The sequence below is a fragment of the Devosia epidermidihirudinis genome (assembly GCF_000971295.1).
GTDB lineage: Bacteria > Pseudomonadota > Alphaproteobacteria > Rhizobiales > Devosiaceae > Devosia > Devosia epidermidihirudinis.
Genome location: NZ_LANJ01000016.1, coordinates 428,397 through 454,324 on the forward strand (window position 1 = coordinate 428,397; position 25,928 = coordinate 454,324).

The window sequence follows — 25,928 nt, forward strand, 5'->3', positions numbered from 1 at the left end:
GTCGATGCGTTCCCGTCAGGTGGGGCAAACCGCCCTCCAAATCTGCGAACTCGCCTTCGGCGGCGCCAGCATTGAGCAGGCGACCGACGCCGAGGCCAACGCCGTGCTCGAAGATGCCTGGTCCGCCGGTATCCGGCACTTCGACACGGCGCCGCATTACGGTCCCGCCGTGTCCGAGGTGCGCATTGGCCGTTTCCTCGCTGGCAAACCGGCGGCAGACTTCACCATCTCCACCAAGGTGGGGCGCCTGCTGGTGCCAGACACTACCGGGGCGCTGCAGCGTCATATGGATTACACCTACGATGGTATCATGCGCTCGGTCGACGAGAGCCGGCAGCGCACGGGGCTCGACCGCTTCAACGTCTTGCTGGTGCACGATATTGGCCCGACCACTTATGGCGAGAACGGTGAGCGCAGCCACCTCGCCGACTTGTTCGACTCAGGCTGGAGGGGGTTGGAGCAGCTGCGGAGCGAGGGCTCGTGCGATGCCATCGGGCTAGGCGTCAACGGCGTCGAGATTTGTCTGACGGTTCTCGAACGCGTGCAGCTCGACATCATTCTGCTGGCCGGACGCTATAGCCTGCTCGACCCTCAGGCCGATGCCGAACTGATCCCGCTCTGCGAGGAGCGCGCCGTTTCCTTGCTGCTAGGGGGCGTGTTCAATACCGGCATTCTCGCCACGGGCGCCGTTCCCGGCGCGCTGTTTCAGTACAGACCAGCCAGCGAAGAAATGCTGGAAAAAACCCGGCAGATTGAAGCGGTGTGCGCCGAATTCAATGTGCCGCTGCCGGCCGCCGCTTTGCAGTTTGCCAAGGGCCATCCGGTCGTCCCATCGCTGCTGGTGGCAACAGCCAGCCGCGATCAACTGGCGTCCAACCTGGCCAATTACCAGTTCCCCATTCCAGCCGAATTCTGGGTCCGACTTTCCGAACGCGGGCTCGCTCGCCACTACTCATTGGACAAATGATGACTTTTCCCGCCGTTGCCCGGTCCACGCCCGTATTGGCCGAAGACCTGACTCGCCATGATCCATATGAAGCCACGCTTGGCCGTTGCATCGCCATGCTGGAGCGCGTGTCTGATATCGACGGCGATCGCGCACCGCGCCTGGGCAATGCCGACCTGAGCTGGACCTATTGCCCCGAGCATGACTGGGTCGCTTCATTCCGCATCGGCACGCTGTGGCTGTCGTACCAGACCACCGGAAACACCTATTTTCAGGACCGCGCGCGCGTCCGCGACAGCTATTACGACAAGCTGCTGGTGACGCCGGATTGGCACGACCACGATCTGGGCTTTCTGTTTTCGCTGAGCGCAGTGGCTGATTACCGGCTCACCACCAATCCGGTCGCGCGTGAGCGGGCCCTGGGTGGCGCCCGCTTGCTGGCCAGCCGCTTTGTTGAAAACGGCGGCTATATCCTTGCGTGGGACGAGCGCGTTGCCTTCGACAACAGCGAGAAGGGTGAGGCCTGGTCGCGCTTTGTCAAAGGCCGCATGATCGCCGACACGATGCAGAACCTAGCGCTGCTCTATTGGGCCGCCGATCAGGAAGGCGATCCTCGCTTCGCCGAGATTGCCACGCGCCATGCACGCTCGGCCGCGCAATATCTCCTGCGCGAGGACGGCACGAGCTTCCATACGTTTGCCTTCGATCCCGCGACTGGTGCCCCGGTCGGCGGCGCGACCCATCAGGGGTTTTCGAACGCCTCCTGCTGGTCGCGTGGCCAGGCGTGGCTGATCCACGGCTTCGCGCAGACCTATGCCTTGTCTGGCGAAACCTTCAGTCTCGACGCGGCGCGCAAGGTGGCGGGCAAGTTCGAAGAGCTGATGGGCGACGACCTTGTGCCGGTCTGGGACTTTGATGCGCCCCGCGAGGGCGAGGTGATCGTCGACAGCTCCGCTGGTGCCGTTGCCGCTGCGGGCTATCTGTTGCTCGCCAGTCTGGTCGAGGGCGAGGAACGCAAGCGTTGGCGCGCGACCGGGCTGCGCCTGCTCGATGGACTGTTGCAGCGCTGCGACCTGACCGGTCGGACCGATGCACAGGGCTTTCTGGACGAGGGGGCAGCGAACGTTCCCAAGGGCCGCGCGCGCAATATGCTGCCCTATGGCGACTACTACTTCATGGAGGCCCTGATGCGCGCGACGGGTCATCATCGCTTCTTCTGGTGATATCATGACAGTCCAGCACCCACGCGACGTCGCGCCTGTGTCCACGCGCGATGAGATGGCGGCCTATCTGCTCGCCCTTTATGCGCCGCTTGAGGGTTACTATTCGCCCGGTCGTGCGCAGGTGCGGCTAGCCCCCTTTGCAGGGGATTTTGACGTGGAGTCTGGCTATCTCGAAGGCTTCGCGCGTCCCCTCTGGGGCCTCGCGCCGCTGCTGAAGGGGGGCTACGAGGTTCCCTTCTGGCCTGAAGTGCTCAAGGGCCTGAGCAATGGCGTTGACCCGGAGCACCCCGAATATTGGGGCGACGTTGTCGACTTCGACCAGCGCATTGTTGAATCGGCCGCCATCTCCTTCACGCTGATGCTGGTGCCCGAGAAGAGCTGGGCGCTGCTGGACGAGAAGGCGCAGGCCAATCTTGCGCGCTGGCTCACCCAGGTTGTTACCGTCAAATCGCCCCCCAATAACTGGGGCTTCTTTCAGGTTCTGGGCCATCTCGCGCTCAATGGGCTGGGGTTCCAGACCAACCGGGAGTCGCTCGAAACGCTGCTCGATTTCCTTGAATCCTGCACCATCGGCCCCGACGGCTGGTCGTCCGACGGATTGCGGCCACAGGTCGACCACTATGTCGGCTTCGCCATGCATTTTTACGCGTTGCTCTACGCGGAGTTTTCCGACAACGCGGTGCGCAGTGAACGCTTTCGAGCGCGGGCGAAGGCTTTTGGCACCCAGTTCCGGGAATGGTTTGCCGATGATGGTGCGGCGCTGCCTTATGGACGAAGCCTGGTCTATCGCTTCGCGCACGGCTCGTTCTGGAGCGCCGCTGCCTTTGCCGATGCTTCGGACTTTAGCCCCGGCGAACTCAAGCGTCTGGCTCTCGGCAATGTCCGCTGGTGGCAGGGAACGGACGCGCTGGATCGCGATGGTGTCCTCTCGATTGGTTTCGCCTATCCCAACCCCGTCGTTGCGGAATTCTACACCTCGGCCCAGTCACCCTATTGGGCATTCAAAGCCTTCCTGCCGCTTGCCCTGCCACCGGAGCATCCATTTTGGCAGGCTGTCGAACAGGCGCCGGTTTCTCAGCCGTCCGCGCGCCTGCAGCCGGTTCCGGGCATGGTCATCCAGCGTCATGCAGGTGTGGTCACCGCGCTGGCCGGTGGACAGGAGGCCGCTGACCGCTTTCTCCACACTGCTGAGAAATACGGCAAGTTCGCCTATTCGACCCGATACGGTTTTGGCGTTGAGCGCGACAGCCGCTGCTTTGCCTTTGGCGCCTTTGACAGCATGTTGGCGTTGAGCATTGATGGCGTTCACTACGCGATGCGCAAGCACAGCGACGAACACGGCATTTTCGAGGGCGTGCAATATTCCAAATGGACGCCACTGCCCGGCGTGACTGTTGAAACGGCGACCATCCCGGCAGGCGTTGGTCACTTCCGGGCGCACATCATCGATACGCCGCAGGCGCTTCAGCTCGCAGAGGGCGGTTTCTCACTGGCGATGCCGCGCCGTTCGTCCGTCAGCATGGCAGGCGACGACAGCTCAATCGTCCTGTCGACCGATGGCGATGCGTCCGCCTTGCATGTCATTTCAGCACCAGCGCCTGTTGCCCTGCAACATCAGATCGGTGCACCGGGCTCCCATCTCTACTTCCCGCGCGCAGTGGTGCCACAGGCCCGCCTGTCGATTGAGCCGGGTCGCCATGTGCTGGTGAGCTGGTTCGCGGCGTCGCCTGACAAAGCCGCCGTGGCCGAGGGGCCGCCCGCTGCGCCCGATACCGAGGGGCTGTTTGAGCGCCTGCGGGCCAATGCCCGCCCGCCCGAGGGCTGGCACGCGACATCCAAAAACGCGGTCGCCTTCCTCGTCGCCCGGGATCAGGCGACCAATAAATTGGGCCGCGCATGATCATCGATAGTCACCAGCATTTCTGGCGTCTTGAGACGGGGTTCTATGACTGGATCCCGCCCGCCGACGCCGTCCTGCGCCGCGACTTTGGCGTGGCCGATCTGGCGCCTGAGCTCCGCGCGCTTGGTATTGGCGGCACGGTTCTTGTGCAGGCCGCCAATACCGAAGAAGAGCTGCCGGAGCTTGCCGCGCTGGCGGCAGCATCTGGCTTTGTCTTGGGTATTGTGGGTCCGCTTGAAGTTGACCGGGCCGATGTCGCCGCGCGCATAGCTACAATGGCGGCGCTGCCTCTCGTTGTCGGTTTTCGTCCGCCCTTTACGCCCTTGTTCGACACAGGGGGCAGTCTCACCGAGAACGCTGAAACAGCGCTGGCCGCAATCGAGCACCATGGCCTGGCCTTCGATTGTCTGGCGGTTGGCCCGGCGCTGGGGTTGATCCCCACGCTCGCCCAGCGTTTCGAGAGTGTCCCCTTTGTGGTCGACCACGGCGGCAATCCCAATCTGTCTGAGGGGATGGTCAGTGTCGAATGGCGCAAGAGCATGGAGGCGATCGCCCGCCAACCCAATGCGGTGTGTAAGCTCTCTGGCCTGCTGACCCGCGTGCCACCTGGCAGCGGCACAAGCCTTCTTGCCGAACACGTGTCGATCCTGCTCCAGCTCTTCGGGCCATCGCGTTTGCTGTGGGGCAGTGACTGGCCAGTGCTGACCAAGGCCGGCAGCTACAGCACCTGGCTCGACCTCAGTCGCGCGCTTCTCTCGCACCTCAGTGGTGACGAAACCGCAGCGGTTTTTGGCGGCAATGCTGCCCGCATCTACAAGCTTGGAGGTCGCGATGGCGTCGCAATCTGAACTGCTGGTCTATGTCTGCCGACTGCATCGCGACAAGATCGCGCTCTACGAACAGATCCACGATGGCATGCCTCCGCGCCACGCCGAGGTGACGCGCCTCGGCTACGAGGTGCTCGATATCTATCGCCTCGATGACCAACTCATCATGCTCTCGCGCCGCCCGGCGGGTCCGTTGCCCGAGGCAACCGAAGAGTCAAAAGCCTTCGCCGCCAAGTGGCACGCTGCCCTCGCCGAATGCTTTGCCGAGCCCTGGAAGCAAGCTGATCCCATTTTCTCGCTTGCCACTGCTGGCAGCGCGACACCTCAAGACACGGTGGCCCAGCCATGAAGTTCGCCAGTTTTATCATTGATGACATCGCCCATTATGGCGTGGTGCGTGGGGAGGTGGTGCATGCTGTGCCATCGACGGTCACCCGGGAGTTTCCCGATCTTGCCAGCGCCATAGCGGCACAGGCACTGCCCCAGGTGGCCGACGCTGCCGTGCGCGATGGCGCGGTCTATCCGATTGCCACTTTGCAGTTCGCCCCGGTTATCCCCAAGCCCGGCAAGATCATCTGCGTTGGCCTCAACTATCGTGCCCATGGTGACGAGACGGGCCGACCCGACTTCCCTGCGCTGTTCGTGCGCTTTGCCGACACCCAGATTGGCCACGGCGAAGACCTGCAGATGTCTGCGGAATCGGAAATGTTCGATTTTGAGGGCGAGCTGGCGGTGGTGATTGGTAAGCCCGGGCACCAGATTGGGCCAGAGGCAGCGCTCGATCACGTCGCCGGCTATTCCTGCTACAATGACGCCACGATGCGTGATTGGCAGCGGCATTCCACCCAGTACACGGCTGGCAAGAACTTCCCCGGCACAGGCGCCTTCGGGCCGTTCCTCGTCACTGCCGATAGCGTCGGCGACCCGACCAATCTGGCGATCGAAACTCGTGTCGATGGTGTTGCGCTGCAGAGCGCCAGCACCGCCGATATGCTGTTTTCGGTGACCGATATCATCGCCTACGTGTCACGCTTCACGGCGCTTTCGCCTGGTGACGTGCTGGTGACCGGAACGCCAGTGGGGGCAGGATCGGGGCGCAAGCCACCGGTGTTCCTGCGTCCCGGCACGGTGGTTGAAGTGGAAATCGCCCGCGTCGGCCTCTTGCGCAACACAGTCAGCGCAGCGCGCTAGCCTTTCCCCCAATTGTAACCGCCTGCGCGTTTCGCGGCAGGCCCAAAAGGATAAGTTCAATGACCACAGATTATGATATTCGCTTCGCCATCGATCCGGTGACTGCAGCCACGATGAACACAGGTGAACTGCGCGAGCATTTCCTCATCGAGGACCTGTTTGCCGAGGGCGCGGTCAACTGGACCTATACCCATTATGACCGCATGGCTGTGGGCGGCGCAGTGCCGAACGGCGCTACCCTGCGCCTCGACACCATCAAGCCGACCGGGACCGCCGAATTCCTCGAGCGTCGCGAACTGATCGCAGCCAATATCGGTGAGGCTGGCACCATCACCGTTGATGGCACCGAATACGCCGTGGGCGCGCGCGACATGCTCTATATCGGCATGGGCGCCAAAGACGTGTTGTTTGCTGGGGCAGGCGCCAAGTATTACCTGCTCAGCGCGCCAGCCCATGTTACGCACCCGACGACGCTGATCCGCCAGTCCGACGCCAAGCGCCTCGAAATGGGCAGTCAGGCGACCGCCAACGAGCGCACCATCTACCAGTTCGTCAATGCTGACAGCGTCAAGACCTGCCAGCTGGTGGTTGGCCTCACCAGCTTCGCACCTGGCTCGGTCTGGAACACCATGCCAGCGCACGTGCATGACCGTCGCATGGAGGCCTATCTCTACTTTGACCTGCAGCCAGACGCCTTCGTGCTGCACCTGATGGGCGAGCCCGATGAGACGCGCCATCTGATCGTGCGCAATGAAGAAGCGATCATCTCGCCACCATGGTCGATCCATAGCGGTGCGGGCACCGGTTCCTACACGTTCATCTGGGCCATGGCTGGCGACAACGTCGATTACACCGATGTTGAAAAGGTCGGCATGGACGAACTGCTGTGACAGACCTTTCTGCATTCAGCCTAGCCGGCAAAACGGTGATGGTGACCGGTGCCAATACGGGCATCGGGCAGGGCATTGCGCTCAGCATCGGTTGCGCTGGTGGCCGGGTGATCGGCGTTGGCCGGTCCAGCATGGATGAAACGGCGGCCTTGTTCGCAGAGATGGGCGCTGCATTCACTGCCCTTGAGGCCGATCTCGGATCGACGAGCGCTGCCCAGGCGATGTTTGACACTGCCTGGGACCAGCACGGGCCGATTGACGGGCTGGTCAACAATGCCGGGATCATCAAGCGCGTCGATGCGGTGGACTTCACCGAGGCCGACTGGGACGCAGTGATGGACCTCAACCTCAAGACGATGTTCTTCCTCTGCCAATCGCTCGGCAAGCGGGCGCTGGCGGCAGGTCGCAGCGCGCGGGTCGTCAATATCGCCTCGATGCTGAGCTTTCAGGGCGGCATTCGGGTGGCCAGCTATACCGCTTCGAAAAGCGGCGTTCTGGGGATCACTAGGCTTCTGGCCAACGAATGGGCGGCGCAGGGCATCAACGTCAACGCCATTGCGCCGGGCTATATTGAGACCAACAATACCGAAGCGTTGCGGGCTGACCCGAACCGCTCCGCGTCGATCCTCGGCCGCATTCCGGCCGGGCGTTGGGGCGTGCCGTCCGATATCGGCGACGCTGCAGTGTTCCTGTTGTCGCGCGCCTCAAACTATATGCACGGCGCCGTTATCCCCGTGGATGGCGGCTGGCTGGCGCGGTAAGCGCGCTGCACCTTTTGGGCCCGCCTCGTCGCCGAGGGATGGGCCCAAAGGCGTCCCGCGTCTGAGCGGCGCGGGACGCATTAGTATGGGCGCTTGCCTGTGCGGGCTTCGATGTCGTTGTCGAAGCGCCAGGTCTGAAACTGACCCCAGCCCAATCCCGCCATCAGCGCGACAAAGCAGGCGACAACTCCCAGCATGACTGGGTTTTCAATGAAGTAAGAAATAAACGCCATTCCGGTGTCTCCTGTTCACGGCTCGAGCGGGCTGGGCTGAGCGTTTGTCTTCGTATGCGTGTGTGTGCATATATATTCCATATACTGGTGGATTGTATGAATTCGCAATGCATCCAATCTGGGTGTGGCAATTCGTCTGCGCTGTTCGAGTAGCTGTCGTTGCAATCTGGGGTTGCATTGAGGAGCAGGTTTGCGCGGCGCCAAGCCGGTTGTCTGTTTGACATTGCCCGGAAGCGTGAGCATAGCTCGCCATACAATAGAGATTTGGGACATCGCGATGCGGCAAGCTGAGGCTGGGGCGACATGGGTGCCGTCGGTTCACAAGGATGACGGTCCTCTCTATTTGGCGGTTGCGAACGCGATTGGCGCTGACATCGCGAGCGGTCGGCTACGCGCCGGGGACCGCCTGCCGCCCCATCGCACGCTTGCCGAAAGTCTGGGCGTCGATTTCACGACGATCAGCCGCGCCTATAAGGAGGCCGGGCGGCGAGGGTTTGTCGAGGGTCGGGTCGGGCAGGGCACCTACATCCGGGCGCAGTCGTCCGGCCGGTTGCAGCCTGCGTCCGGCATTGTCGACATGAGCATGAACATGCCCCCCCGCTTCGGCAATGCGGATCTGGTGGAGCGGATCTGGCGCGATGTTGCATCGATCCAGCGAGGTGATGGGCTCGAACTGCTGTTGCGGTATCAGGAGGCCGGCGGCAGTGCTGGTGATCGCAATGCAGGCGCAGCCTGGCTTGCGGCGCTTCTGCCCGAGGTCGTTCCCGAACGCGTGCTGGTTGCGCCGGGGGCGCAGGGTGCGTTGATGGCCACTGTCGGTCATCTGGCACGCGCGGGCGACACCATTCTCGCCGAAGAGCTGACATATCCCGGTTTTCGGGCGCTGGCGCAGTATCTAGGGCTGCGTGTCCGCCCGCTTGCCATGGATGGACAGGGCATCCTGCCCGACGCATTCGAAGCGGCCTGCGCCGAGGATAAGCCCAAGGCGCTCTATTGCACCCCGACTTTGCACAACCCGACGACGGCGACCATGGGGCCGGAGCGACGCCTGCAAATCGTTGAGATTGCCAGGCGCTTTGGCGTGCCGATCATCGAAGATGACGCCTATGGCATGCTGCCGCGCCAGCCGATCGCGCCTTTGGCAGCGCTGGCGCCCGAGCTGGTCTATTACATCTCCAGCCTGTCCAAGTGTCTGTCTCCAGCCCTTCGCGTTGCCTATATCGTCGCGCCCAACGCCAGAGCCGTAGCGCCGTTGGCGTCCAATATCCGCGCCTCAACCTCGATCGCCTCGCCGCTGACCGCGGCTGTTGCCACGCGCTGGATTGAAACCGGCACGGCCAGCAATATCCTGAAGGCAACGCGGCAGGAAACCAGCGAGCGCCACAGGCTGCTGTCCCGGCATTTGACGACCGCCATAAGCGACCCCGAGGCTTTTCACGCCTGGTTGCCGCTCACCGGGCCATGGGACCGCCACAGCTTCACGGCCAAGCTCCGCAGCGTCGGAATCGGCGTTGTCGCCAGCGATGCCTTTGCCGTTGCAGAGGCGCCCGAGGCGGTTCGTCTCGGTCTGGGCAGCGTGGCCTCGCGCGAGGATCTTGAGGTCAGTCTTAAAACGATCGCGCAGATTCTGGATCAGGCCCCCAGCTTTGGCGGCATGGTCGTCTAAATCAGCATGCGCAGTTGTGCCTCAGGTGGGAATGGGCAGCCATGCAAACTTGATTGTCTGCACAACGTGCATACATATGCTATAGCGTATGCGTGATTGATCGCGAGATATGGACATGGATGAGCAATTAGACGCTACCATCAGCAGCGGCCAGGCGTCGCTGGCGGCCCCTGCCGAGAAAACGGTAGATGCAGACGAGCGGCGGTTTTGGCCCGCGGTGCTGAAGGGTATGCGGTGTCGTTGCCCCAATTGCGGCAAGGGCAAGCTGTTCTACAAGTATCTCAAGGTGGTCCCGACCTGCTCGGTCTGTGGCGAGGATCTTACCGCTCAGCGTGCGGACGACCTGCCGCCCTATCTCACCATCATGATCGTCGGCCACATTCTGGTTTTCGTGATGCTCGACATGGAGCTTCGTGGCGCAGCCAACCCCTGGGTCTACATTGCCATCTTTGTCCCGCTGTCCATCATCATGCCGCTGGTCATGCTGCCTTCGGTGAAGGGTTTTGTCGTCGCGTTGCAGTGGTCGCGCCGTATGCATGGCTTTGCCAAGGGCGGCAAGTCGATCGACTAAGCTGATCTAAGTCGCCCGTGCCGAGGGCCGTTCCGGCATGCTGTAAGCTTGCCGTCAGTTTGAAGACTAGTATTGGCGAATTGCGCGGGACATGCGGGTATATGTTCCGCTATTCGCCCCTGGATTCGGACTGAGCCATGAGATTTCTTGCGCCGATTTTTGCACTCGTGCTGGCCCTGCTGGCGACTGGGCATGCCTTGGCGCAGGCGGAGGCCAAGCCCGATAGCAAGGCCGAGGCCATCGAGCGGCTGATTGTAGTGCTTGATGACGATGAACTGCGCGGCGAGCTGATCCAGCAATTACGGCAATTGACCCCGGACGCAGATACCGATCAAGGCGCTGCAGCCCAGCCCGCTGCGCCAGCAGAGACCGAGCCCCCGCCCGAGTTGGGGGTGGTGGAGGCATTGACGGGCTGGTCGACCGGGTTGGTCCAGCAATTGCCCCGAACGACGTTTGGCGTGCCGATCGATCAAAAGGCCGCGCAGGCCGCTGCCCAGGTCGGCGCGCGCATCGAGGCGGGGGCCAAGAGCGGTGAGCTGCTCGGCTTTGTGATCTGGGCGCTACCCAGCCTGATTGTTGCCGGGCTGGGCGGTATGGCCGTCCGCAGGCTGGGGCGTGGTCTGGTTGCGGCACATGTCCCGGTCCGCAAGGGCCGTTTGATCCTCGGGCTCGCGCTGAAGCTGGCGGCCTTCATTGTACTGGTGCTCGGCGTGACGATTGCCGTGCAGGTCTTCCAGCCCTCCGACACGGCCAGCCGGATTTTCACCATTCTCGCAGTGGGCTTTCTGATCTCTCTGATGACGGCCGATCTTGCGATATCAGCGCTATCGAGCCTGGCCGGATGGCGTGGTCTCCGGCTCGTCCACTATTGCCAGATCCGGTTCTATCCCTGGTGGCTGAGCATTCTGCTGCTCTCAACCTTCGCCGCGCTCTGCAACGATCCGGTTCTGCGGCAGGTGGTGGGATGGTCGGCGACTGACCTGATGTCGTTCGGGCTGAATCTTTTGGCGGCGACCGTCACTTTTGTATTTGTCGTGCGGCAGCGGCTGGCCATCGGCAACCTGGTTTTCGGCAAGCCCGGCAAGGCGGACCAGACGGACAACCTCCTGCTCAGTGCGACGCGGCGGTTCTCCCGCCATTGGCACTGGCTGGCCTATGCTATCCTGATCCTCAGCATCATGAGCCTCATTGCCGGGCAGCGCAATAATGACGCGTTCTCGCAAATGCTGTGGTCGCTGGGATCGGTACTGGTGGCCTTTATCGTCGCGGCGGTGGTGCAGCGCTTGCTGGCTAATTGGTTGGATGGGTCGCGTCGCAATCGCGGTGCGGTGCGCCAGGCCGTGCTGGGTGGTGTGGTGCAACTGCTGCGCATTGGCTCAAATGTGGCGATCGGGTTGATCACCACGGCGATCATCGCCCGGGTGTGGGGCTTTGATCTCTGGGGCTGGCTGTCGCGTGATGGCCAGCAACTGGTCCGGCCTCTGTTTGCCGCAGGGGTTTGTGTCATCGTCGCCTGGCTGATCTGGGTGGCGCTGGATGCCTGGATTGCCAGTGCGCTGACTCCAACCGATGCCTTTGGGCGTCCCCGCAAGCGCTCCAGCCGCGCGCAGACCCTGCTGCCGCTGATCCGCAACGGGGCCATGCTGCTGCTGGTGCTGCTGACCGGCATCGCAGTGTTGGCCAATATCGGGGTCAATGTGACGCCATTGCTGGCGGGCGCTGGTGTCTTCGGTCTGGCGCTGAGCTTTGGGTCCCAGCAATTGGTGCAGGATGTGATCACCGGCATTTTCATTCTGGCCGAAGATACCATTGCCATTGGCGATACCATCAATACTGGCGATCGCAGCGGTGTGGTGGAGGGGCTATCGCTGCGCACCATCAAGCTGCGTGACGCCGATGGGGCTTTGCATTCGATCCCGTTCTCCACGGTCAAGGCGCTCAAGAACAGCTCGCGCAATTTCGGGGTTTTCCGGCCCCGCTATGCCGTGCCTTCAAGCGTTGATCCCGAAGTGGTCATGCAGGTGATGCGCGACACTGCGACTGGTTTGCGGGAGGACCCGAAATACGCATCCTCGATCAGCGGCGATCTCAAGAGTGTCGGCATCGACGAGATCAATGCCGGCTCGGTGGTGGTCAGCGGTTCGATGCGCACGGCGCCGCTGCGCCAATCCGAACTCGCCCGCGCCTTCAATGGTCGCTTCCGCGAGGCGTTGGAGGCAAAAGGCGTGACGCTGTAACGTGCCGCCTTTTGCGAAGATCAGGCAGCCTGAAGTGCCTCTGGGCGCGACGGGATGAAGATGGCCTCGAGCAGGGACAGCATCGCGATGGCGCCGACCATGGCGCCGCTGGTGAGCACCACGCGCTGGATCACCACCTCGAATGCATCGCGGGCGCCGAACGTGGCCGAGACCAGCATGACAAGGGCCACCGAGCAGACATATTGGTAGAACAGCGGGCGGGCGCGCCCCGTGGTCATCTTGTCGATGAGCCAATAGGTGATCAGCGTGATCAGCGCGGCCAGCACTGGAAACTGTGGCACGACATGGTAGATTGCCATGGCGATAATCGCCACAAAGGCGCCGATCAGCGTGCCGCCGCCACGGTCGACCAGCTGATCCATCCGGCCGCCGCGATCAGGCTCGGCACAGATGAAAGCCAGCATGATCGGGACGATCAACAGGTTCATGTCGCCAGTGGCAAAGGTCGCGAGCAGCACCGGCACATAGACCGCAAGCCGGATCAGCAGTTCAGCGCGGGGGCTGGTCGTGTCGAGTGGCTTGGCCACCGGCACGTGGACGCGGCTGGTCTGGGGCGGGAAAACGATGTTGAGCACGATCATCGCCACGCCAAGAATGACGCCACCTGCGGCCATACTGTCGCGGATGGCGGCAAGCGCCATGTCGCTGAACAGCGCCGACATCGACATCATGGCTGGAAACACCGTCAACACGATGCCGCCACGCGAACCCTTGAACAGCATCAGGGCAATACCGGCGGCGGCCATGGCGACGTTGATGACAATGAACAGCATGGGCTCGTTGACCGTTGCCGCTGCGATCCAGCTGAAGACAAAGGCCAGCACCGGCATGGCAATCGGGCCAGCAAAGGATGCTACGTTCAGTGCGCCGCGCTGATTGGACATCATCGACATAGCAAAGACGATCGGCATCATCGGTTGGCTGACACCAAGCGGCTCGGCCAAGATGACGCAGATCGCGACGGCCAGCGCGGTGCGCAGGGCCAGATATGGGTCCTCATTGGGATCAACCCGGGTCAGCTCTTCCATGATCGCGCTCCTTAGTTGAAGCCGGACAGCAGGCTCGACACCCGGAGCAGGCCGCGCGCTAGCGTCGGCACAAAGCCTTCATCGGGCAGGATCAGTACGCTGGCTTCGGAGCCGAGGCGGACATTTGGCGGCAGGGCCGACATGTCGTTAATGGTGACTCGGACGGGGACCTTGCGTGCAGGCGGAAACCAACGAGTGTCGTTGGACGACTGGGCCAGGCCATTGACGCTGGTGCGGCCACTATTGATGCCCCAGGCGATGCTCTCGACGGTGGCCTCGAACTGCTGGCCGGGCGCTGCTTCGAAAATGACGATGGCCCGATCGCCAGCGCGTACATTGAGCAGCTGGTTTTCGCGCAGATCGGCAATAACCATCTGCGTTGCCGGATTAATGAAGGTCATAGCTGGTGTGCCGGCTGCCACGAACTGTCCTTCGGCCAGTGACAGGTTGGAAACATAGCCATCGGCTGGCGCCACGATGGTGGTGTTGACCAAGGCGAACTGGGCGCGGTCGAGCGCGGCCTGCGCGGCGCGCAGATTGGGGTTGTTGCCGTCGGCCGTGCTGGCCGAAAGCTTGACACGTTCGAGCTCGGCGGTGGCGGCAGCGACGTTGAGCCCTGCCGTCTGGTAATTGGCCTCAATCGGGGTGAAGCGGGCGATCGGCATCAGGCCCTTTTCATGCAATTGGGTCGCGCGGTCGAGATCCTGCTCGGCAGTGATCAGGGCCACTTTGGCCTGCGAGAGCTTGGCCTCGGCGGCGGGAATGGCTGCAACGCCGGCAGTGACGCTATTGAGCGCTTGGTCGAGTTGAGCCTGAGCCTGGGCGACATCCATTTTGAACGTGGTGTCGTCGATTTGGAACAGCGGCTGGCCAGCTGTCACTTCGGCATTGTCGGCGATCAGCACATGCTGGATGGGGCCGGCGACGCGGGGAGCGATCTGGGTGACATTGGCCGTGATCGAAGCACCCGTTGCATAGGGGGCATAGTGATCCGACAGCGGATACCAGGCGATCAGCGCACCGAGGGCAACCAGGACGCCGAGGCCGAAAATGCGGGCCTTGCGGCGGCTCTTATTGGCAGGCGCGACCGCTTCGATAGCGGGTTCCGGCGCTGGGGCAGCTTCAGTCTGCTCGATGATGGCGGGCGCGGCAGGCTTGGGGGCAGCCGGTTCGGCTTCTTTTGTGCGAGCGATCGGCATGGTCACCACATTGGCTTCGTTCGAGGCCGCGGCGGTTGTCTTGTCTTTCTCATCCACCATTTCATTCCCCTGTGTCATAGTCCGCTTCCGTTTGAAGCCGCCTATGTAGACGATCCAATATCGCTATGCAATAAAGATACTTTGTTGCATAGCTAAATTGTGAATGAGGAATATCCCGTGGACTCCGAGATCGAGCTCGATGACCTGTTGCGCGACCTGACAGGGGAGATCACCCATCTCTATCGCTGGCTGGCCGAAAGCGCGGGCATCAACCACACCGATCTGATGTGCCTGTTTTTCGTACGCTCCACCGAAGGCGCCACGCCGAAGGCACTGGCCCAGCATGTCGGTCTGACATCGGGCGCAACGGCGATTCTGCTCAATCGACTGGAGAAAGCGGGCTTCATCATTCGCAGCCCTCATCCGACCGATCGACGGGCCGTGTTGCTCTCGCTCGGTCCCGAGGTGGAGCGCTCGGGACTGCTGCAGCTACGCGAGCGGTTCATCGGTATGAACCGGACGGTGTTCGCCTCGTTCTCCGAAGATGAGCTGACGATTGTCCGCCGCTTCATGGGGGCGCTGCTGCTCAATAGCCGCAACTCACTGCGCCAGTTGCGCACCGAAGATCACGCAAGTCGCAGCGAAGCCAAGCAGCACTAGAAACACAAACGCCGACGCTTTGGGCGTCGGCGCAGGGCAGGGAGATCGGCGACGGTCTAGAGCGTCGCGATGTATTCCTTGTAGCGGTTGTAGAGGTGCCCGGCCTGCAGGTACGCCGACTGCGGGCTCATGAAGTGGGAGAACTCGAAGGTGATGGCCTTGTCGTAACCAGCGCGGCGCGCGGCTTCCAGTTTGAGGCGCAGTTTTTCGAACTTGATGGGCAGAAAGCGGATCGGCATGTCGCGGTCAAAGCTTTCCGCATTGGTCCAGCAGGACAGGCCGTATTTGTCGCCCAGCGCCTTGTTGACCGAGAAGAATGCATCGAGCTCGTGATAATCGATATGGCCATCCTGAAAGGCGACGGCGTCGATGGCGCCGGAAATGCCGTCAAAGATTTCGGCCCATTCGCGCTCATGCTCGCGCACGGACACGGCCTGTTCCTTGGTTAGGGTGCCAAGGCTTGCATCGACCGCTTTCTTGCCGTCGATCCAGGGGGAGATCAGCGTTGGCAGATTGCCGCTGATGGCCTTGCAGTGCTTACCCAGCTCGGAAAACGCCTCGATGGCGCCCTTGGTGCGGCGGCTGATTTCATGGGTGATGTACCAACCCTTGAAACTCTTGTGGTGACCATAGCGCTGCCAGACCTCGTCGACGACATAGCGGTTGGCGTCGATCTCGCCGGTCATGTCGCCGGTGTCCCAATACTGCCCGCTGTCATAGAGGCCGAAATAGAAGGCCATATTGAATTCGTCGGCCAGCTCGAGAAACATCGACACCAGATCGACCGGCGGCTCATAGCAGCCAAAGCGGCTCATCAAATGCGGCGACGGGTAAGTCAGGAACCGCCGATAGCCCGAACGGATCAGGATGACCGTATCGATGCCCACCGCCTGCATATGGGCGAAGTCCTTGCGCCATTCCTCGCGGCCCCAATTCTGGTGGGCGATGTCGTGGCTGATCTCGTCGATAAAAGTGCCTGTGATACGCATATTGGTCTCAGTTCAAACGCTGCTGGCTGATCGGATCGAAAACGTGGAGCAGGTCGGGCGCAATCCGCAGCGACACTGCATCGCCCGCAACGGGGCGCAGCGTCTTGTCGGCAAGGCGCACGACGATGGTGCCGGCGTCGGTGTCGATGTGAACGACATGCTCGTAGCCCAGTGCTTCCACCAGCGCGATCTTGCCGGACAGGCCCGGTGCGCCCGCTTCGCCAAGTCGAATGTCCTCCGGGCGCGCGCCGAGCAGGAACTCGGCCGGGGTATCCGGCAGCGCGCCTTCAGAAAAGGCATTTCCGGACACCAGCGCGAGCTGGCCATCACGGTGGGCGGTGACAATGTTCATCTTGGGCGTGCCCAGGAACCGCGCGACAAACACATTGGCGGGGCGGCTATAAAGCTCGTCGGGCGTGCCGATCTGCATCAGGTTGCGATCATTGCCGGCGCGCAGCGGGGCGAACACAGCAATGCGGTCGCCCATGGTCATGGCTTCGGTCTGATCGTGGGTCACGTAGATCATCGTGGTCTTGATGCGCTCGCGCAGGCGGATGATTTCGGCGCGCATGCTGACACGCAGGTCGGCATCGAGATTGCTCAGAGGCTCATCGAACAGGAACACGTCGGGCTTGCGGATAATGGCGCGGCCGAGCGCCACACGCTGGCGCTGGCCACCCGAAAGGTGGGCCGGACGACGATCAAGGAACGGCGTCAGTTCCAGTGTCTCAGCGACTTCACGCACCTGCCGGTTGATCTCGGCCTTGGGCAGGCCCTGCACTATCAGCGGATAGCCGATGTTCTGCGCCACCGTCTTGTGCGGGTAGAGTGCATAGCTCTGGAACACCATGGCGACATTGCGCTTGCCGGGAGCGACATTGTTGACCACGCGGTCGCCAATGCGGATCGTGCCGGCACTCAGCTCTTCCAGTCCCGCAATCATACGCAAAGCCGTGGACTTGCCGCAGCCCGAGGGGCCGACAAACACGAGAAACTCGCCGTCGCGCACGGAGATGTCGAGATCCTTGAGGATTTCAACCTTGTCATATGTCTTGGAGACCGCTTCCAGGTCGACCTTACTCATGGGCGTTTTCCGTTTCTGAATGTGCAAGGGCCAGCTCTGCCGCGCCAATGACGCCGGCATCGCCACCCAACAGGGCCGGGCGCAGCTCCGTGCGGTGCGGCCCTGAGGCCAGCCGCTGTTGCAGGCCGGCAAAATAGCTTGGGACGAGACCAATGCCGCCGCCGACCACGATGACCGCGGGGTCGACCAGCCATTGCAGGGTCCGCAGTACCAAGGCGGCGCGGTCCATCGACAGATCGATGATCTCGCGTGCCCAGTCCGCGCCCGTCGCCGCGGCTGCAAACACACCGCGTGCATCATCGGCACGGCCTTCGGCCTGCTTGGCGATCCAGCGGCCCGAGCAGAGATTTTCGATGGCGGTGGAGCCGTCGACAGTCGCGAGTGGCATCAGGCCAACATGGCCGCCGAGGCCCGAGATGCCACTGACCAGTTTTCCGCCCAGAACAAGCCCGCCGCCAATGCCGGTCGAGATGGTGACAAAGCCCATATCTCGCCCCTGTCCCGCGCCACGCCGATATTCGCCCCAGCCAGCGGCCTGGGCATCATTGGTGCAATGCACGGGCAGGCCGAGCATGTCGCTGAGGGTGGCTTCGAGCGGAAATCCGGCTGGAGCCGGCAGGGTCTCCGGATTGAGTGCATACCAGCGCCCGTCGCGAATGCCCCCGGTAACGGCGGCGCCCGCGGAGCTATATTGCCCACGCCAGCCGGCAGCGGCGTCGGCAATGGCGGCGCACCAGGCGTCGCCGCCACCATCGCGCGGTGTCGCGACCTGACGCCGCTCCAGCACCACACCATCACGAACAAGTGCCACGAGGATCTTGGTGCCGCCGATGTCGATTGCCAGAGCGGTCATTTGAGCGCTCCCGCGGCCACGCCGCCGATGAAATAGCGCTGGCCAAGAATGAAGATGACGATGGCGGGCAGGGTGAACAGTACGCAGGCGGCCATCAATGGCCCCCACTGCACGCCATGCGAGCCAAGGAAGGAATAGAGTCCGATTGAGAGCGTATAGGCCTTGTCGTCATTGATGTAGATCAGCGGATTGAGGAAGTCGGTCCAGGTCCAGACGAACTGGAACACCGCCGAGGTGACCAGTGCCGGCCGGGCGATCGGCAGCACGATGTCCCAATAAACGCGCCATTCCGAAGCCCCATCCATCTTGGCCGCTTCGATCAGCTCATTGGGGATCGACATCAGGAATTGGCGGATCAGGAAGATGAAGAACGGCGTGCCCAGAAACGCTGGAACAATCAGCGGAATATAGGTGTTGGTCGCGCCCAGCCCGTTCCACATCATGTAGATCGGGATCAGCGTCACCTGTGGCGGCAGCATCATGGTGGCCAGCACGGTGATGAAAACCAGATTGCGCCCCGGCCAGCGCAGCTTGGCCAGTGAATAGGCGACCAGCGGCGAGGCCAGCAATGTGCCAACCACGCTCAGCACCGAAATGAGCAGCGTGTTGGACAGATAGCGCCAAAACGGAAACTGCGTCATCGCGGTGCCGAAGTGCTCCAGCGTCCAGCTGCGCGGCCAGAATTCTGGCGGCGCACTGAAGATCTCGCCGGACGGCTTGAAGGCCGTGGTCAGCATGATCAGGAACGGGAATACAAAGACCAGTGCCATGAAGATGGCCAGCCCATAGCGCCAGACCTGACTGATGATCTGGCCGATCGACATGTGGTGGCGTTCAACGGTTGCCATAGAACACCCATTTCTTTGCCGACCACAGCACCAACAAGGTGATGGCCAGCGTCACGAAGAGCAGCACCCAGGCCATGGCCGAGGCGTAGCCCATTTTGAGGAACATGAAGGCATTCTGGAACAGGTAGATGCTGTAAGTCAGCATCGAGTCACCCGGTCCAACGGCCGATTGGGCGGTGAGGCCCGGATCCTTGGACAGCACGAACGGCTGGGTGAACACCTGCAGGAACGCGATCATCAAAACGATGATCTGGAACAGCGTCACCGGCGAAACCATGGGCCAGGTGATGTCGATAAAGCGCCGCCAATGGCTCGCGCCATCGAGCTCTGCCGCTTCATAAAGATCAACCGGAACATCCTTGAGCGCTGCCAGATAGATCAGCATGGTGCCGCCAACCGTCCACAGCATCAGGATCAGCACCGAAACGCCACCCCAGGCCGAGTCAGCCAGCCAATTGGGCTGGGCCAGACCGAACCAGCGCGCGATTTCGTTGACGAAGCCATATTGCGCATTAAGCAGCCAGCGCCACAGAAAGCCTGCCGCCACCACGGGCACAATGCTGGGCAGATAGATCAGCGCGCGCCACAGAGCCTGGCCGCGCAGCTTCATGTTGAGAATATGTGCTCCCGCCAGCGAGATGGCGATATCGACGGGAACGCCGACAAAGGTGAAGTAGAGCGTGTTGTAAAGGCTCTTCCAGAATTTATCGTCCGCCAACATGCGTTCGTAATTGGCGAGCCCGACGAAGCGAGGCGCCTTGAACAGGCTGAAATCGGTCAGACTGTACCAGCCAGACGCCAGGATCGGCCAGGCGTAGAGAACGCCAAAGCCGATCAGAAAAGGCGACGCAAAAGCCAGGCCCTTGAAAAGGGCCCAGCCAGAGTGTTGTGAACGAAACGTGCTCACTGGATCAACGCGTGTACGAAGCGCTGCGATCTGCGACGCTCTTGAGGGCGGCGTCTACAGTCTGCGAGCCCTGCAGGATCTGATCGAATGCCGACACCAGATCGGTGTTGTATTCAACCATGTAGAGCGATGCAGGCAGGCCGTGGTTGTTGGGGCTGTTCAGAGCGTCCAGCCACACATTGAAGTTTGGCAGATCGTCATAGGCAGCGCTCTTAACCAGCGACAGGCGGGCTGGAAGGTTGCCCAGCACGTGGCTGAACTTTTCCATGGCCGGTGGGCTCATCAGGTACTTGAGGAAGACGCCAGCGGCTTCCTTGTTGGGCGAGTTGGTTGGGATGAACAGGGTGCTCACGTCCGACCAGGTCGAGCCCAGCAGCTCAGGCGTCTTGCCTGGAACTGGAACAACGCCCCAATCCATGCCGGCTTCGGTGTTGAACTTGGAGCGCCATTCGCCCTCAAAGATCATCGCATACTTGCCAGCCACGAACGGGTCCTGGTCAGACATGTATGGGCCGTAGCCAGCGATGAAGCGGTTGTAGGCTTCTGGCGTCACAGGGGCGACGACATTGTCGAAGAAGAACTGCACGCCTTCGACAAACCCGGGATCAGTTGGGCTTGGCTCATCCCCACGGTTCCAATCACCGCCAAAGGCGTAGCCCAGGGTCTTGAGGCCGGCACTGACGTCGCTGAGGCCGAGGCCGAGCTGGGTCACATTGCCGTTCGCATCAACCTTGGTCAGCTTGGCAATGGCGTCTGCCAGCTCAGCTGTGGTGGTTGGAGGGGTCACGCCGGCTTCGTCGAGAAGCTTCTTGTTGTAGACCAGCTGAAAGTTGTGCGTGGCGATTGGCAGCGAATAGATCTGCCCATCCACGACCAGCTGCTTCATCGCGCTTTCCGGGAAGTCGGAGATGTCGATGTCCAGATCGTTCAGCGGCAGAAGAATACCCTGATCGGCCCAGGCCGCAACGTTGCTGGCGAAGTTGTCGGAAATGTCGAACGCGCCACGCGAGCTCGACATGGATGCCAGCTGCTTGGTCGTGTCTGGGCTGGAAACGCCCGTCACCACGATGTCGGTCTGGCTGGCATTGAAATCAGCGATAATCTCTTCAAGCGCCTGCCCCTCAGCACCGCCCCAGAGATATGAAAACGTGATCTGTGTTTGCGCGTAGCTAGCACTGGTTGCTCCCAAACCCAGTGCCAGGGTCGCCGCGGCCCCGATCAGGCCGTTGCGGACGGACCTGTTTGAAAAAGTCTGCATGCTCGGTCTCCTTTGCTGCGTTCCCCGAACGCCTAATTGGTGTAGACCATTTATTTTTATACCGTCAACGGATAAGCGTAGATTCAGCTAAAAGCAGCAGTCAGGCTACAAAATGTGAAAATTGGTATAGACCAGAGATTGCGCAGCTTGAGTGCCTGTGGTTGTATGCCGCCATTCGGAGGATCCCGATTTGCCCACCCCAGATACTGTGCCAGAAACTGCACGCCCGACCGGCAAGGCAGCTCGCTTGCGTGAGTATTTGACCGGTCTGATCGATGGCGGATTGCAGCCGCATGATCGCATGCCGACTGAGCGCGATTTGGCCGAGCAGTTCCAGACCACGCGCCTGACCGTTCGTCGCGTGCTTGACCAGTTGGGCCATGAAGGGCGGCTTTATCGCACCCAGGGTGCAGGCACCTTTGTCAGTGAGCCGCGCATCGCCAAATCGGTGGATTTGACCTCGTTCACCACCGACATGCGCGCCCGTGGCCTCAAGCCCGGCTCGCTCGGCACCCATGTCGAATGCATCGCAGCAGGTGCCGAAGTGGGGGCTGAACTGCATATCAGTCCGCGCGATTTGGTGGTGCACATCACGCGCGTGCGCACCGCCGATGGCGTGCCGATGTGTCTTGAGCATTGCTACATGCCCGCGGCCTTGGTGCCGGGTCTCGAAACCCTGCAATGGGATGGCTCGCTCTACGAAGTGCTGTCGCAGACCTATGGGCTGAACGTCGAAAAGGCCGAGCAATCCATCCGCGCCACCGTGCTTGGTGCCGATGATGCAACGGCGCTGTCCGTGCCCGAGTTTTCGCCAGCCTTCCGCGTGCAACGCGTGGCGTTTGACGCGCGTGGCCGCCGCCTCGAATTCGCGCTCAGCACCTATCGGGCCGATCGCTATTCCTACGACATGGTCATCTATCGCAATCCCGGGAACTCCTGATTTGACTACGACCCCCAGCGTTGCCCGTGGCGGCCGCTTCACCATTGCGCTCGTTCCGCTCGATGAGCGCCCCGTCAATGTCGAGCTGCCCATCGCCATTGCTGCGATCGCCGGCGCCGATCTGGTGCTGCCGCCCGATGAACTGATGCCCGACATTCGTGTGCCGGGCCAAGCGGACGCCATTGGCGACTGGCTGGCTGAGGTCGCGCCCAAGGTGGACGCCGCCGTTGTCTCGGTCGATACGCTCGCTTTTGGCGGCTTGATCGCCGCACGCACCACCGACGATAGCGTGGTCACGGCATTGAGCCGGCTTGATCGCCTGCGCGCCCTCAAGGCAACGGCGCCCGATCTGCCGATTGCCGCTGTCAGCCTCGTCATGCGCGCCACCAATTCCTACAATCCTCAGGAAGAGCCGCTCTATTGGGCGGAGGTGGGCAAGGAACTCCATCGCCTCGGTGCACTGCATCACCGCGACTTTCTGGTGCGAGCCAAGGCGCTGGCCGACGATGGCAATGCGGCAGAGCTCCAGGCCCTGCGCGATAGTCTTGATCCCGCTGTGATCGCCGATTTCGAGCAGCGCCGTCTGCGCAACCATCAGGTCAATTTGGCTATGCTTGGCATGGCCGCTGAGCGCAGTGTTGATCCGCTGCTGATTACCGCTGACGACACCGCCGAATATGCGGCAGGTTCGCTTGAGCAGGTCTGGCTCGGCCAGTGGATGACCGTGCTGCCCACTGGCGGCGAGGTGCTGATGTATCCCGGCGCCGATGAAGTGGCTGCCGTGCTCGTCGCGCGCCAGTTGACGTGCCTCTCGGGTGTGGCTGCAACGTTCGCGGTGGCCTGCGCCGAAGACGATGGTCTGGGCCGTATCGCAAAATATGAAAACAGCTCCATCGAGACCGCGGTCGCTCGCCAGCTCAAGGCCAGCGGCGCGCGTCTCGTGACCGATGATGATGCCGAAGTGCTCGTCATCCATGCGCCCGATCCGCACCGCCGCGATTTCGTTCATGATAAGATCAGCTTTGACGAAGTCGACCGCCTCGCTGCCGACAAGACCGCAAAGCTCATTGCGCGCCTGCTCGGCGAGGGGCGTCGCGTTGCTCTCGCCGATCTGCGCTATGCCAATGGCGGCGATCCGCTCCTGGTCGAGAATCTCATCGCCAATGGCCTGGCCCTCAAGCTCTCGGCCTATGGCGGCTGGAATACGGCGGGCAATAGCCTGGGCTCCGTGGTGGCAGCTGCCGCTGCCGCCCAGATCGGGCGGGCCATGGGCACGCTTGATGAAGGTGCTGCACGCCGCATGCTGATCCATCGCCTGCTCGAGGATTACGCCTATCAATCCGTCGCCCGGCCGCAGCTCGAGCGCCGCCTCGACGCTGACTACAAAACCCGCAAATTCGAAGCTGAGGGGCTCGAAACCAGCATAGAAACCAACATGACGGCCGAACTCACCACGCTCCTCCATACCATCGCCCCCGGCGCAACCGGGGTCACCAACATTAGCTTCCCCTGGCATCGCAGCTTTGAGATCAACTTTGTTCTGACCGGGGTGTCAGCATGAGCGCTGTTCTTGATCGCCTCGCGCGCAAACTGATCGTCTCCTCGCAGGCCATGGATCCGCGCAGCCCCTTGCGCACCCCTGAAATCCTCGCGCTGATGGCGCAGGCCGCCGAACTTGGTGGCGCAGGTGGCTTCCGCGTCAATGGGGTCGACGTCGTCAAGGCGCTGCGCCCCAAAACGGACCTGCCCATTATCGGCATCGTTAAGGATTGGCGCGAAGGGTTCGATAATTACATCACGACGACGCTTGAGGACGTCGAGGGTCTTTGCGCCGCTGGTGCCGATATGATCGCCATTCAGGCGACCGAAGGCACGCGGCCCGGTCCCGATTTTGCCGTTCTGGCCGCCGCCGCCCATGCGCATGGCGTCGCTGTCATGGCCGATATCGCCACGCTCGACGAAGCCGCATCGGCGGTTGCTGCGGGTGCTGACGTCGTTGCCACCACCATGGTTGGCTATACGCCCTCCACACAGGGTGCTGCGCGTCCACCTTTTGATCTGGTCCGCACGCTCTGCGCGAGCCTGATCTGCCCGGTCATTGTGGAAGGCGGCGTCTGGACGCCGGAACACGTCGCCGAAAGCTTCGCCTGCGGCGCCCATGCCGTGGTCAGCGGTTCGGCCGTTACGGCTCCAGACCTGATCACTCAGCGGCTGGTGGCTGCGATCGGTTAAAGCGCGCGGGACACAAGACGTCCTGCACGACCGGGTTGAGACTGCCCCGGTGCGAAGGTCATGACGCCATTAACCATTACCCAGGCAATGCCCTCGGACTGGATGGTGGGGCGCTCATAAGTAGCCCGGTCCCGGACTGTATCGGGGTGGAATGCCACGAGGTCGGCGAACTTGCCCGGCGCCAGCGTACCGCGATTGGTGAGGCCAAAGACCCGGGCGGTCACGCCGGTCATTTTGTGGACAGCGATTTCGAGGTCGAACAGGCCGACTTCGCGCGCATAGTGACCCAGCACACGCGGGAAAGTACCCCAGAGCCGTGGGTGCGGATGATCGTCGTGTGGCAGGCCGTCTGAGCCGATCATCGATAGCGGCGAGCTCAGAACGCGCCGCACATCATCCTCATCCATCTGGAAATAGATCGCGCCCGCCGGCTGCAGCCTTGCTGCAGTTTCGTCCAGATCGATGCCCCATCCTGCCGCAATATCGGTGAGATAGCGCCCGGTCATCTCAGGGAATGGGCGCGACCATGCGATCATGATGGGGTAGGTGTCGGTGATCAGATCCGCACGCAGATTGGTTGAGCCGGCGGTATAGGGGTAGACGTCGAAATTGATCTGGTGCTCGTGCGCAGCGGCCTCGATTTTCGGCAAGGTTTCAAGCGTGCGCCCCCAGTTCTCGACGCCTGCGCACTTGTGGTGCGAAATCACCAGTGGTGTGCCGGCGCTTTTGGCGGTGGCAACGGATTCATCGATGCTGTCTAGCACGTTCTCAAATTCGTTGCGCATATGGGTGGCATAAATCCCGCCATGCCTGGCAACATAGCGCCCCAGTTCTGCAACTTCGTCCGCGTCGGCACCGGCATTGGTCGGGTAGAACAGGCCCGTTGACCAGCCGACCGCGCCGTTCTCCATGGCCTCGGTCAACATCGCGGCCATATCAGCAATTTCAGCCGGATTGGCCTTGGCTGTTATGTCATCCATTGTGGCAAGGCGGAGAGCGGAGTGTCCGACAAGGGCAGCCACGTTGAGTGAGGGCCGTGCCTCGTGCACCGCTGCCGCATAATCGCCAAAGGTCGAGAACTGATAGGCTTCGGCTCCGCCCAGCAGGTTCATCGGTGGCGGTGGGGCGCCCTCAAAACGCACCGGCGCGAGCGAAATCCCGCAATTGCCGACAACTACGGTCGTTACCCCCTGGCTGATCTTGGGCACCATGTCGGGCGCGTCGAGCACGATGCGGTCGTCATGGGTGTGTGCGTCGATAAAACCCGGCGCGAGCGCGAGGCCTGCAAGATCGGCTTCATTCCGTCCGGAACCAGCAGCGATGACGCCGGGTAACTCGATGGCGGCAATCTGATCGCCGCGCACGGCGAGGTCGCCTACAAAAGAGGGCGCCCCGGTACCATCGATGATCCGCGCATTGCGGAAGACCCAATCATAGATGTCGTTCGTGGATTGCACAGACATG

25 protein-coding genes are annotated in these 25,928 nt (G+C 62.0%); 15 read left to right on the top strand and 10 right to left on the bottom strand.

Going from position 1 to position 25,928, the window contains the following annotated elements:
- The first annotated feature begins 4 nt into the window (after positions 1-4).
- The 8 genes from WH87_RS10380 to kduD are packed head-to-tail and all read left to right on the top strand — an operon-like array spanning position 5 to position 7,738.
- On the top strand, positions 5-967 hold the full coding sequence (locus WH87_RS10380; protein WP_046139221.1) for an aldo/keto reductase: 963 nt from the start codon (positions 5-7) through the stop codon (positions 965-967).
- Complete coding sequence (locus tag WH87_RS10385) at positions 964-2,169, top strand: glycoside hydrolase family 88 protein (protein WP_052726434.1); 1,206 nt, start codon at positions 964-966, stop codon at positions 2,167-2,169. The genes WH87_RS10380 and WH87_RS10385 overlap by 4 nt, the downstream gene beginning before the upstream one ends.
- A 4-nt stretch (positions 2,170-2,173) precedes the next feature.
- Positions 2,174-4,069 carry a DUF2264 domain-containing protein gene (locus tag WH87_RS10390; RefSeq protein ID WP_052726433.1) on the top strand — a complete coding sequence of 632 codons (1,896 nt, stop codon included), beginning with the start codon at positions 2,174-2,176 and terminating at the stop codon, positions 4,067-4,069.
- A complete protein-coding gene (locus tag WH87_RS10395) occupies positions 4,066-4,917 on the top strand; it encodes an amidohydrolase family protein (RefSeq protein ID WP_046139220.1) in 852 nt (283 codons plus the stop codon). Before WH87_RS10390 ends, WH87_RS10395 begins: the two co-directional genes overlap by 4 nt.
- Positions 4,901-5,245, top strand: a complete 345-nt coding sequence (locus tag WH87_RS10400) for an L-rhamnose mutarotase (RefSeq protein WP_046139219.1) — start codon at positions 4,901-4,903, stop codon at positions 5,243-5,245. The genes WH87_RS10395 and WH87_RS10400 overlap by 17 nt, the downstream gene beginning before the upstream one ends.
- Complete coding sequence (locus WH87_RS10405) at positions 5,242-6,087, top strand: fumarylacetoacetate hydrolase family protein (protein ID WP_046139218.1); 846 nt, start codon at positions 5,242-5,244, stop codon at positions 6,085-6,087. The genes WH87_RS10400 and WH87_RS10405 overlap by 4 nt, the downstream gene beginning before the upstream one ends.
- 59 nt (positions 6,088-6,146) lie before the next feature.
- Positions 6,147-6,977 (top strand): 5-dehydro-4-deoxy-D-glucuronate isomerase, encoded by an 831-nt coding sequence (gene kduI, locus WH87_RS10410; RefSeq protein WP_046139217.1) that lies wholly within the window; start codon positions 6,147-6,149, stop codon positions 6,975-6,977.
- Positions 6,974-7,738 (top strand): 2-dehydro-3-deoxy-D-gluconate 5-dehydrogenase KduD, encoded by a 765-nt coding sequence (kduD, locus tag WH87_RS10415; RefSeq protein ID WP_046139216.1) that lies wholly within the window; start codon positions 6,974-6,976, stop codon positions 7,736-7,738. The genes kduI and kduD overlap by 4 nt, the downstream gene beginning before the upstream one ends.
- Positions 7,739-7,818: 80 nt before the next feature.
- On the opposite strand, the gene WH87_RS19625 is transcribed toward kduD, so the two are convergent.
- Entirely contained in the window at positions 7,819-7,971 is a 153-nt protein-coding gene (locus tag WH87_RS19625; RefSeq protein WP_156458193.1) for a hypothetical protein, read from the bottom strand.
- Between the two features lie 277 nt (positions 7,972-8,248).
- On the opposite strand from WH87_RS19625, the gene WH87_RS10420 reads away from it, so the two are divergent.
- The 3 genes from WH87_RS10420 to WH87_RS10430 all read left to right on the top strand — a co-directional run bounded on the left by WH87_RS10420 (position 8,249) and on the right by WH87_RS10430 (position 12,445).
- Positions 8,249-9,637, top strand: a complete 1,389-nt coding sequence (locus WH87_RS10420) for an aminotransferase-like domain-containing protein (protein WP_046139215.1) — start codon at positions 8,249-8,251, stop codon at positions 9,635-9,637.
- A 115-nt stretch (positions 9,638-9,752) separates the two neighbouring features.
- On the top strand, positions 9,753-10,208 hold the full coding sequence (locus tag WH87_RS10425; protein ID WP_046139769.1) for a DUF983 domain-containing protein: 456 nt from the start codon (positions 9,753-9,755) through the stop codon (positions 10,206-10,208).
- A gap of 137 nt (positions 10,209-10,345) precedes the next feature.
- A complete protein-coding gene (locus tag WH87_RS10430; protein ID WP_046139214.1) occupies positions 10,346-12,445 on the top strand; it encodes a mechanosensitive ion channel family protein in 2,100 nt (699 codons plus the stop codon).
- A gap of 20 nt (positions 12,446-12,465) precedes the next feature.
- Here WH87_RS10430 and WH87_RS10435 read toward each other — a convergent pair whose 3' ends face one another.
- On the bottom strand, positions 12,466-13,494 hold the full coding sequence (locus tag WH87_RS10435; RefSeq protein WP_046139213.1) for an FUSC family protein: 1,029 nt from the start codon (positions 13,492-13,494) through the stop codon (positions 12,466-12,468).
- Positions 13,495-13,505: 11 nt separating this feature from the next.
- Positions 13,506-14,771, bottom strand: coding sequence for an HlyD family secretion protein (locus WH87_RS10440; protein ID WP_082092622.1), 1,266 nt, complete (start codon positions 14,769-14,771; stop codon positions 13,506-13,508).
- A 99-nt stretch (positions 14,772-14,870) separates the two neighbouring features.
- Here WH87_RS10440 and WH87_RS19035 point away from each other — a divergent pair, with 99 nt between their 5' ends.
- Positions 14,871-15,353, top strand: a complete 483-nt coding sequence (locus WH87_RS19035; protein WP_156458194.1) for a MarR family winged helix-turn-helix transcriptional regulator — start codon at positions 14,871-14,873, stop codon at positions 15,351-15,353.
- 56 nt (positions 15,354-15,409) lie between these two features.
- On the opposite strand, the gene WH87_RS10450 is transcribed toward WH87_RS19035, so the two are convergent.
- From WH87_RS10450 to WH87_RS10475, 6 genes are read right to left on the bottom strand one after another with little or no spacing between them, the layout of a single operon-like run.
- Positions 15,410-16,342 carry a DUF4434 domain-containing protein gene (locus tag WH87_RS10450; protein ID WP_046139212.1) on the bottom strand — a complete coding sequence of 311 codons (933 nt, stop codon included), beginning with the start codon at positions 16,340-16,342 and terminating at the stop codon, positions 15,410-15,412.
- 7 nt (positions 16,343-16,349) lie between these two features.
- Positions 16,350-17,426 (bottom strand): ABC transporter ATP-binding protein, encoded by a 1,077-nt coding sequence (locus WH87_RS10455; protein WP_046139211.1) that lies wholly within the window; start codon positions 17,424-17,426, stop codon positions 16,350-16,352.
- Positions 17,419-18,279, bottom strand: a complete 861-nt coding sequence (locus WH87_RS10460; protein ID WP_046139210.1) for an ROK family protein — start codon at positions 18,277-18,279, stop codon at positions 17,419-17,421. The genes WH87_RS10455 and WH87_RS10460 overlap by 8 nt, the downstream gene beginning before the upstream one ends.
- Positions 18,276-19,127: a carbohydrate ABC transporter permease gene (locus WH87_RS10465; RefSeq protein ID WP_046139209.1), complete on the bottom strand. Its 852-nt coding sequence runs from the start codon at positions 19,125-19,127 to the stop codon at positions 18,276-18,278. Before WH87_RS10465 ends, WH87_RS10460 begins: the two co-directional genes overlap by 4 nt.
- Positions 19,114-20,034: a carbohydrate ABC transporter permease gene (locus tag WH87_RS10470; protein ID WP_046139208.1), complete on the bottom strand. Its 921-nt coding sequence runs from the start codon at positions 20,032-20,034 to the stop codon at positions 19,114-19,116. The genes WH87_RS10465 and WH87_RS10470 overlap by 14 nt, the downstream gene beginning before the upstream one ends.
- 4 nt (positions 20,035-20,038) lie before the next feature.
- Positions 20,039-21,292: an ABC transporter substrate-binding protein gene (locus WH87_RS10475; protein WP_046139207.1), complete on the bottom strand. Its 1,254-nt coding sequence runs from the start codon at positions 21,290-21,292 to the stop codon at positions 20,039-20,041.
- 190 nt (positions 21,293-21,482) lie between these two features.
- On the opposite strand from WH87_RS10475, the gene WH87_RS10480 reads away from it, so the two are divergent.
- The 3 genes from WH87_RS10480 to WH87_RS10490 are packed head-to-tail and all read left to right on the top strand — an operon-like array spanning position 21,483 to position 24,464.
- Complete coding sequence (locus WH87_RS10480) at positions 21,483-22,232, top strand: GntR family transcriptional regulator (RefSeq protein ID WP_156458195.1); 750 nt, start codon at positions 21,483-21,485, stop codon at positions 22,230-22,232.
- A 1-nt stretch (position 22,233) separates the two neighbouring features.
- Positions 22,234-23,793, top strand: coding sequence for a DUF4127 family protein (locus tag WH87_RS10485; protein WP_197410774.1), 1,560 nt, complete (start codon positions 22,234-22,236; stop codon positions 23,791-23,793).
- On the top strand, positions 23,790-24,464 hold the full coding sequence (locus WH87_RS10490; RefSeq protein ID WP_046139205.1) for an N-acetylmannosamine-6-phosphate 2-epimerase: 675 nt from the start codon (positions 23,790-23,792) through the stop codon (positions 24,462-24,464). The genes WH87_RS10485 and WH87_RS10490 overlap by 4 nt, the downstream gene beginning before the upstream one ends.
- On the opposite strand, the gene WH87_RS10495 is transcribed toward WH87_RS10490, so the two are convergent.
- Positions 24,461-25,927 (bottom strand): N-acyl-D-amino-acid deacylase family protein, encoded by a 1,467-nt coding sequence (locus tag WH87_RS10495; RefSeq protein WP_046139204.1) that lies wholly within the window; start codon positions 25,925-25,927, stop codon positions 24,461-24,463. The genes WH87_RS10490 and WH87_RS10495 overlap by 4 nt on opposite strands.
- Position 25,928 lies beyond the last annotated feature (1 nt).

What these genes read in the sequence shown, in the direction of transcription:
- WH87_RS10380 (WP_046139221.1), top strand. Translation starts at nt 5, where the DNA reads ATGCGTTCCCGTCAGGTGGGGCAAACCGCCCTCCAAATCTGCGAACTC.
- WH87_RS10385 (WP_052726434.1), top strand. Translation starts at nt 964, where the DNA reads ATGATGACTTTTCCCGCCGTTGCCCGGTCCACGCCCGTATTGGCCGAA.
- WH87_RS10390 (WP_052726433.1), top strand. Translation starts at nt 2,174, where the DNA reads ATGACAGTCCAGCACCCACGCGACGTCGCGCCTGTGTCCACGCGCGAT.
- WH87_RS10395 (WP_046139220.1), top strand. Translation starts at nt 4,066, where the DNA reads ATGATCATCGATAGTCACCAGCATTTCTGGCGTCTTGAGACGGGGTTC.
- WH87_RS10400 (WP_046139219.1), top strand. Translation starts at nt 4,901, where the DNA reads ATGGCGTCGCAATCTGAACTGCTGGTCTATGTCTGCCGACTGCATCGC.
- WH87_RS10405 (WP_046139218.1), top strand. Translation starts at nt 5,242, where the DNA reads ATGAAGTTCGCCAGTTTTATCATTGATGACATCGCCCATTATGGCGTG.
- kduI (WP_046139217.1), top strand. Translation starts at nt 6,147, where the DNA reads ATGACCACAGATTATGATATTCGCTTCGCCATCGATCCGGTGACTGCA.
- WH87_RS19625 (WP_156458193.1), bottom strand. Translation starts at nt 7,971, where the DNA reads ATGGCGTTTATTTCTTACTTCATTGAAAACCCAGTCATGCTGGGAGTT.
- WH87_RS10420 (WP_046139215.1), top strand. Translation starts at nt 8,249, where the DNA reads ATGCGGCAAGCTGAGGCTGGGGCGACATGGGTGCCGTCGGTTCACAAG.
- WH87_RS10425 (WP_046139769.1), top strand. Translation starts at nt 9,753, where the DNA reads ATGGATGAGCAATTAGACGCTACCATCAGCAGCGGCCAGGCGTCGCTG.
- WH87_RS10430 (WP_046139214.1), top strand. Translation starts at nt 10,346, where the DNA reads ATGAGATTTCTTGCGCCGATTTTTGCACTCGTGCTGGCCCTGCTGGCG.
- WH87_RS10435 (WP_046139213.1), bottom strand. Translation starts at nt 13,494, where the DNA reads ATGGAAGAGCTGACCCGGGTTGATCCCAATGAGGACCCATATCTGGCC.
- WH87_RS10440 (WP_082092622.1), bottom strand. Translation starts at nt 14,771, where the DNA reads ATGACACAGGGGAATGAAATGGTGGATGAGAAAGACAAGACAACCGCC.
- WH87_RS10450 (WP_046139212.1), bottom strand. Translation starts at nt 16,342, where the DNA reads ATGCGTATCACAGGCACTTTTATCGACGAGATCAGCCACGACATCGCC.
- WH87_RS10455 (WP_046139211.1), bottom strand. Translation starts at nt 17,426, where the DNA reads ATGAGTAAGGTCGACCTGGAAGCGGTCTCCAAGACATATGACAAGGTT.
- WH87_RS10460 (WP_046139210.1), bottom strand. Translation starts at nt 18,279, where the DNA reads ATGACCGCTCTGGCAATCGACATCGGCGGCACCAAGATCCTCGTGGCA.
- WH87_RS10465 (WP_046139209.1), bottom strand. Translation starts at nt 19,127, where the DNA reads ATGGCAACCGTTGAACGCCACCACATGTCGATCGGCCAGATCATCAGT.
- WH87_RS10475 (WP_046139207.1), bottom strand. Translation starts at nt 21,292, where the DNA reads ATGCAGACTTTTTCAAACAGGTCCGTCCGCAACGGCCTGATCGGGGCC.
- WH87_RS10490 (WP_046139205.1), top strand. Translation starts at nt 23,790, where the DNA reads ATGAGCGCTGTTCTTGATCGCCTCGCGCGCAAACTGATCGTCTCCTCG.
- WH87_RS10495 (WP_046139204.1), bottom strand. Translation starts at nt 25,927, where the DNA reads ATGTCTGTGCAATCCACGAACGACATCTATGATTGGGTCTTCCGCAAT.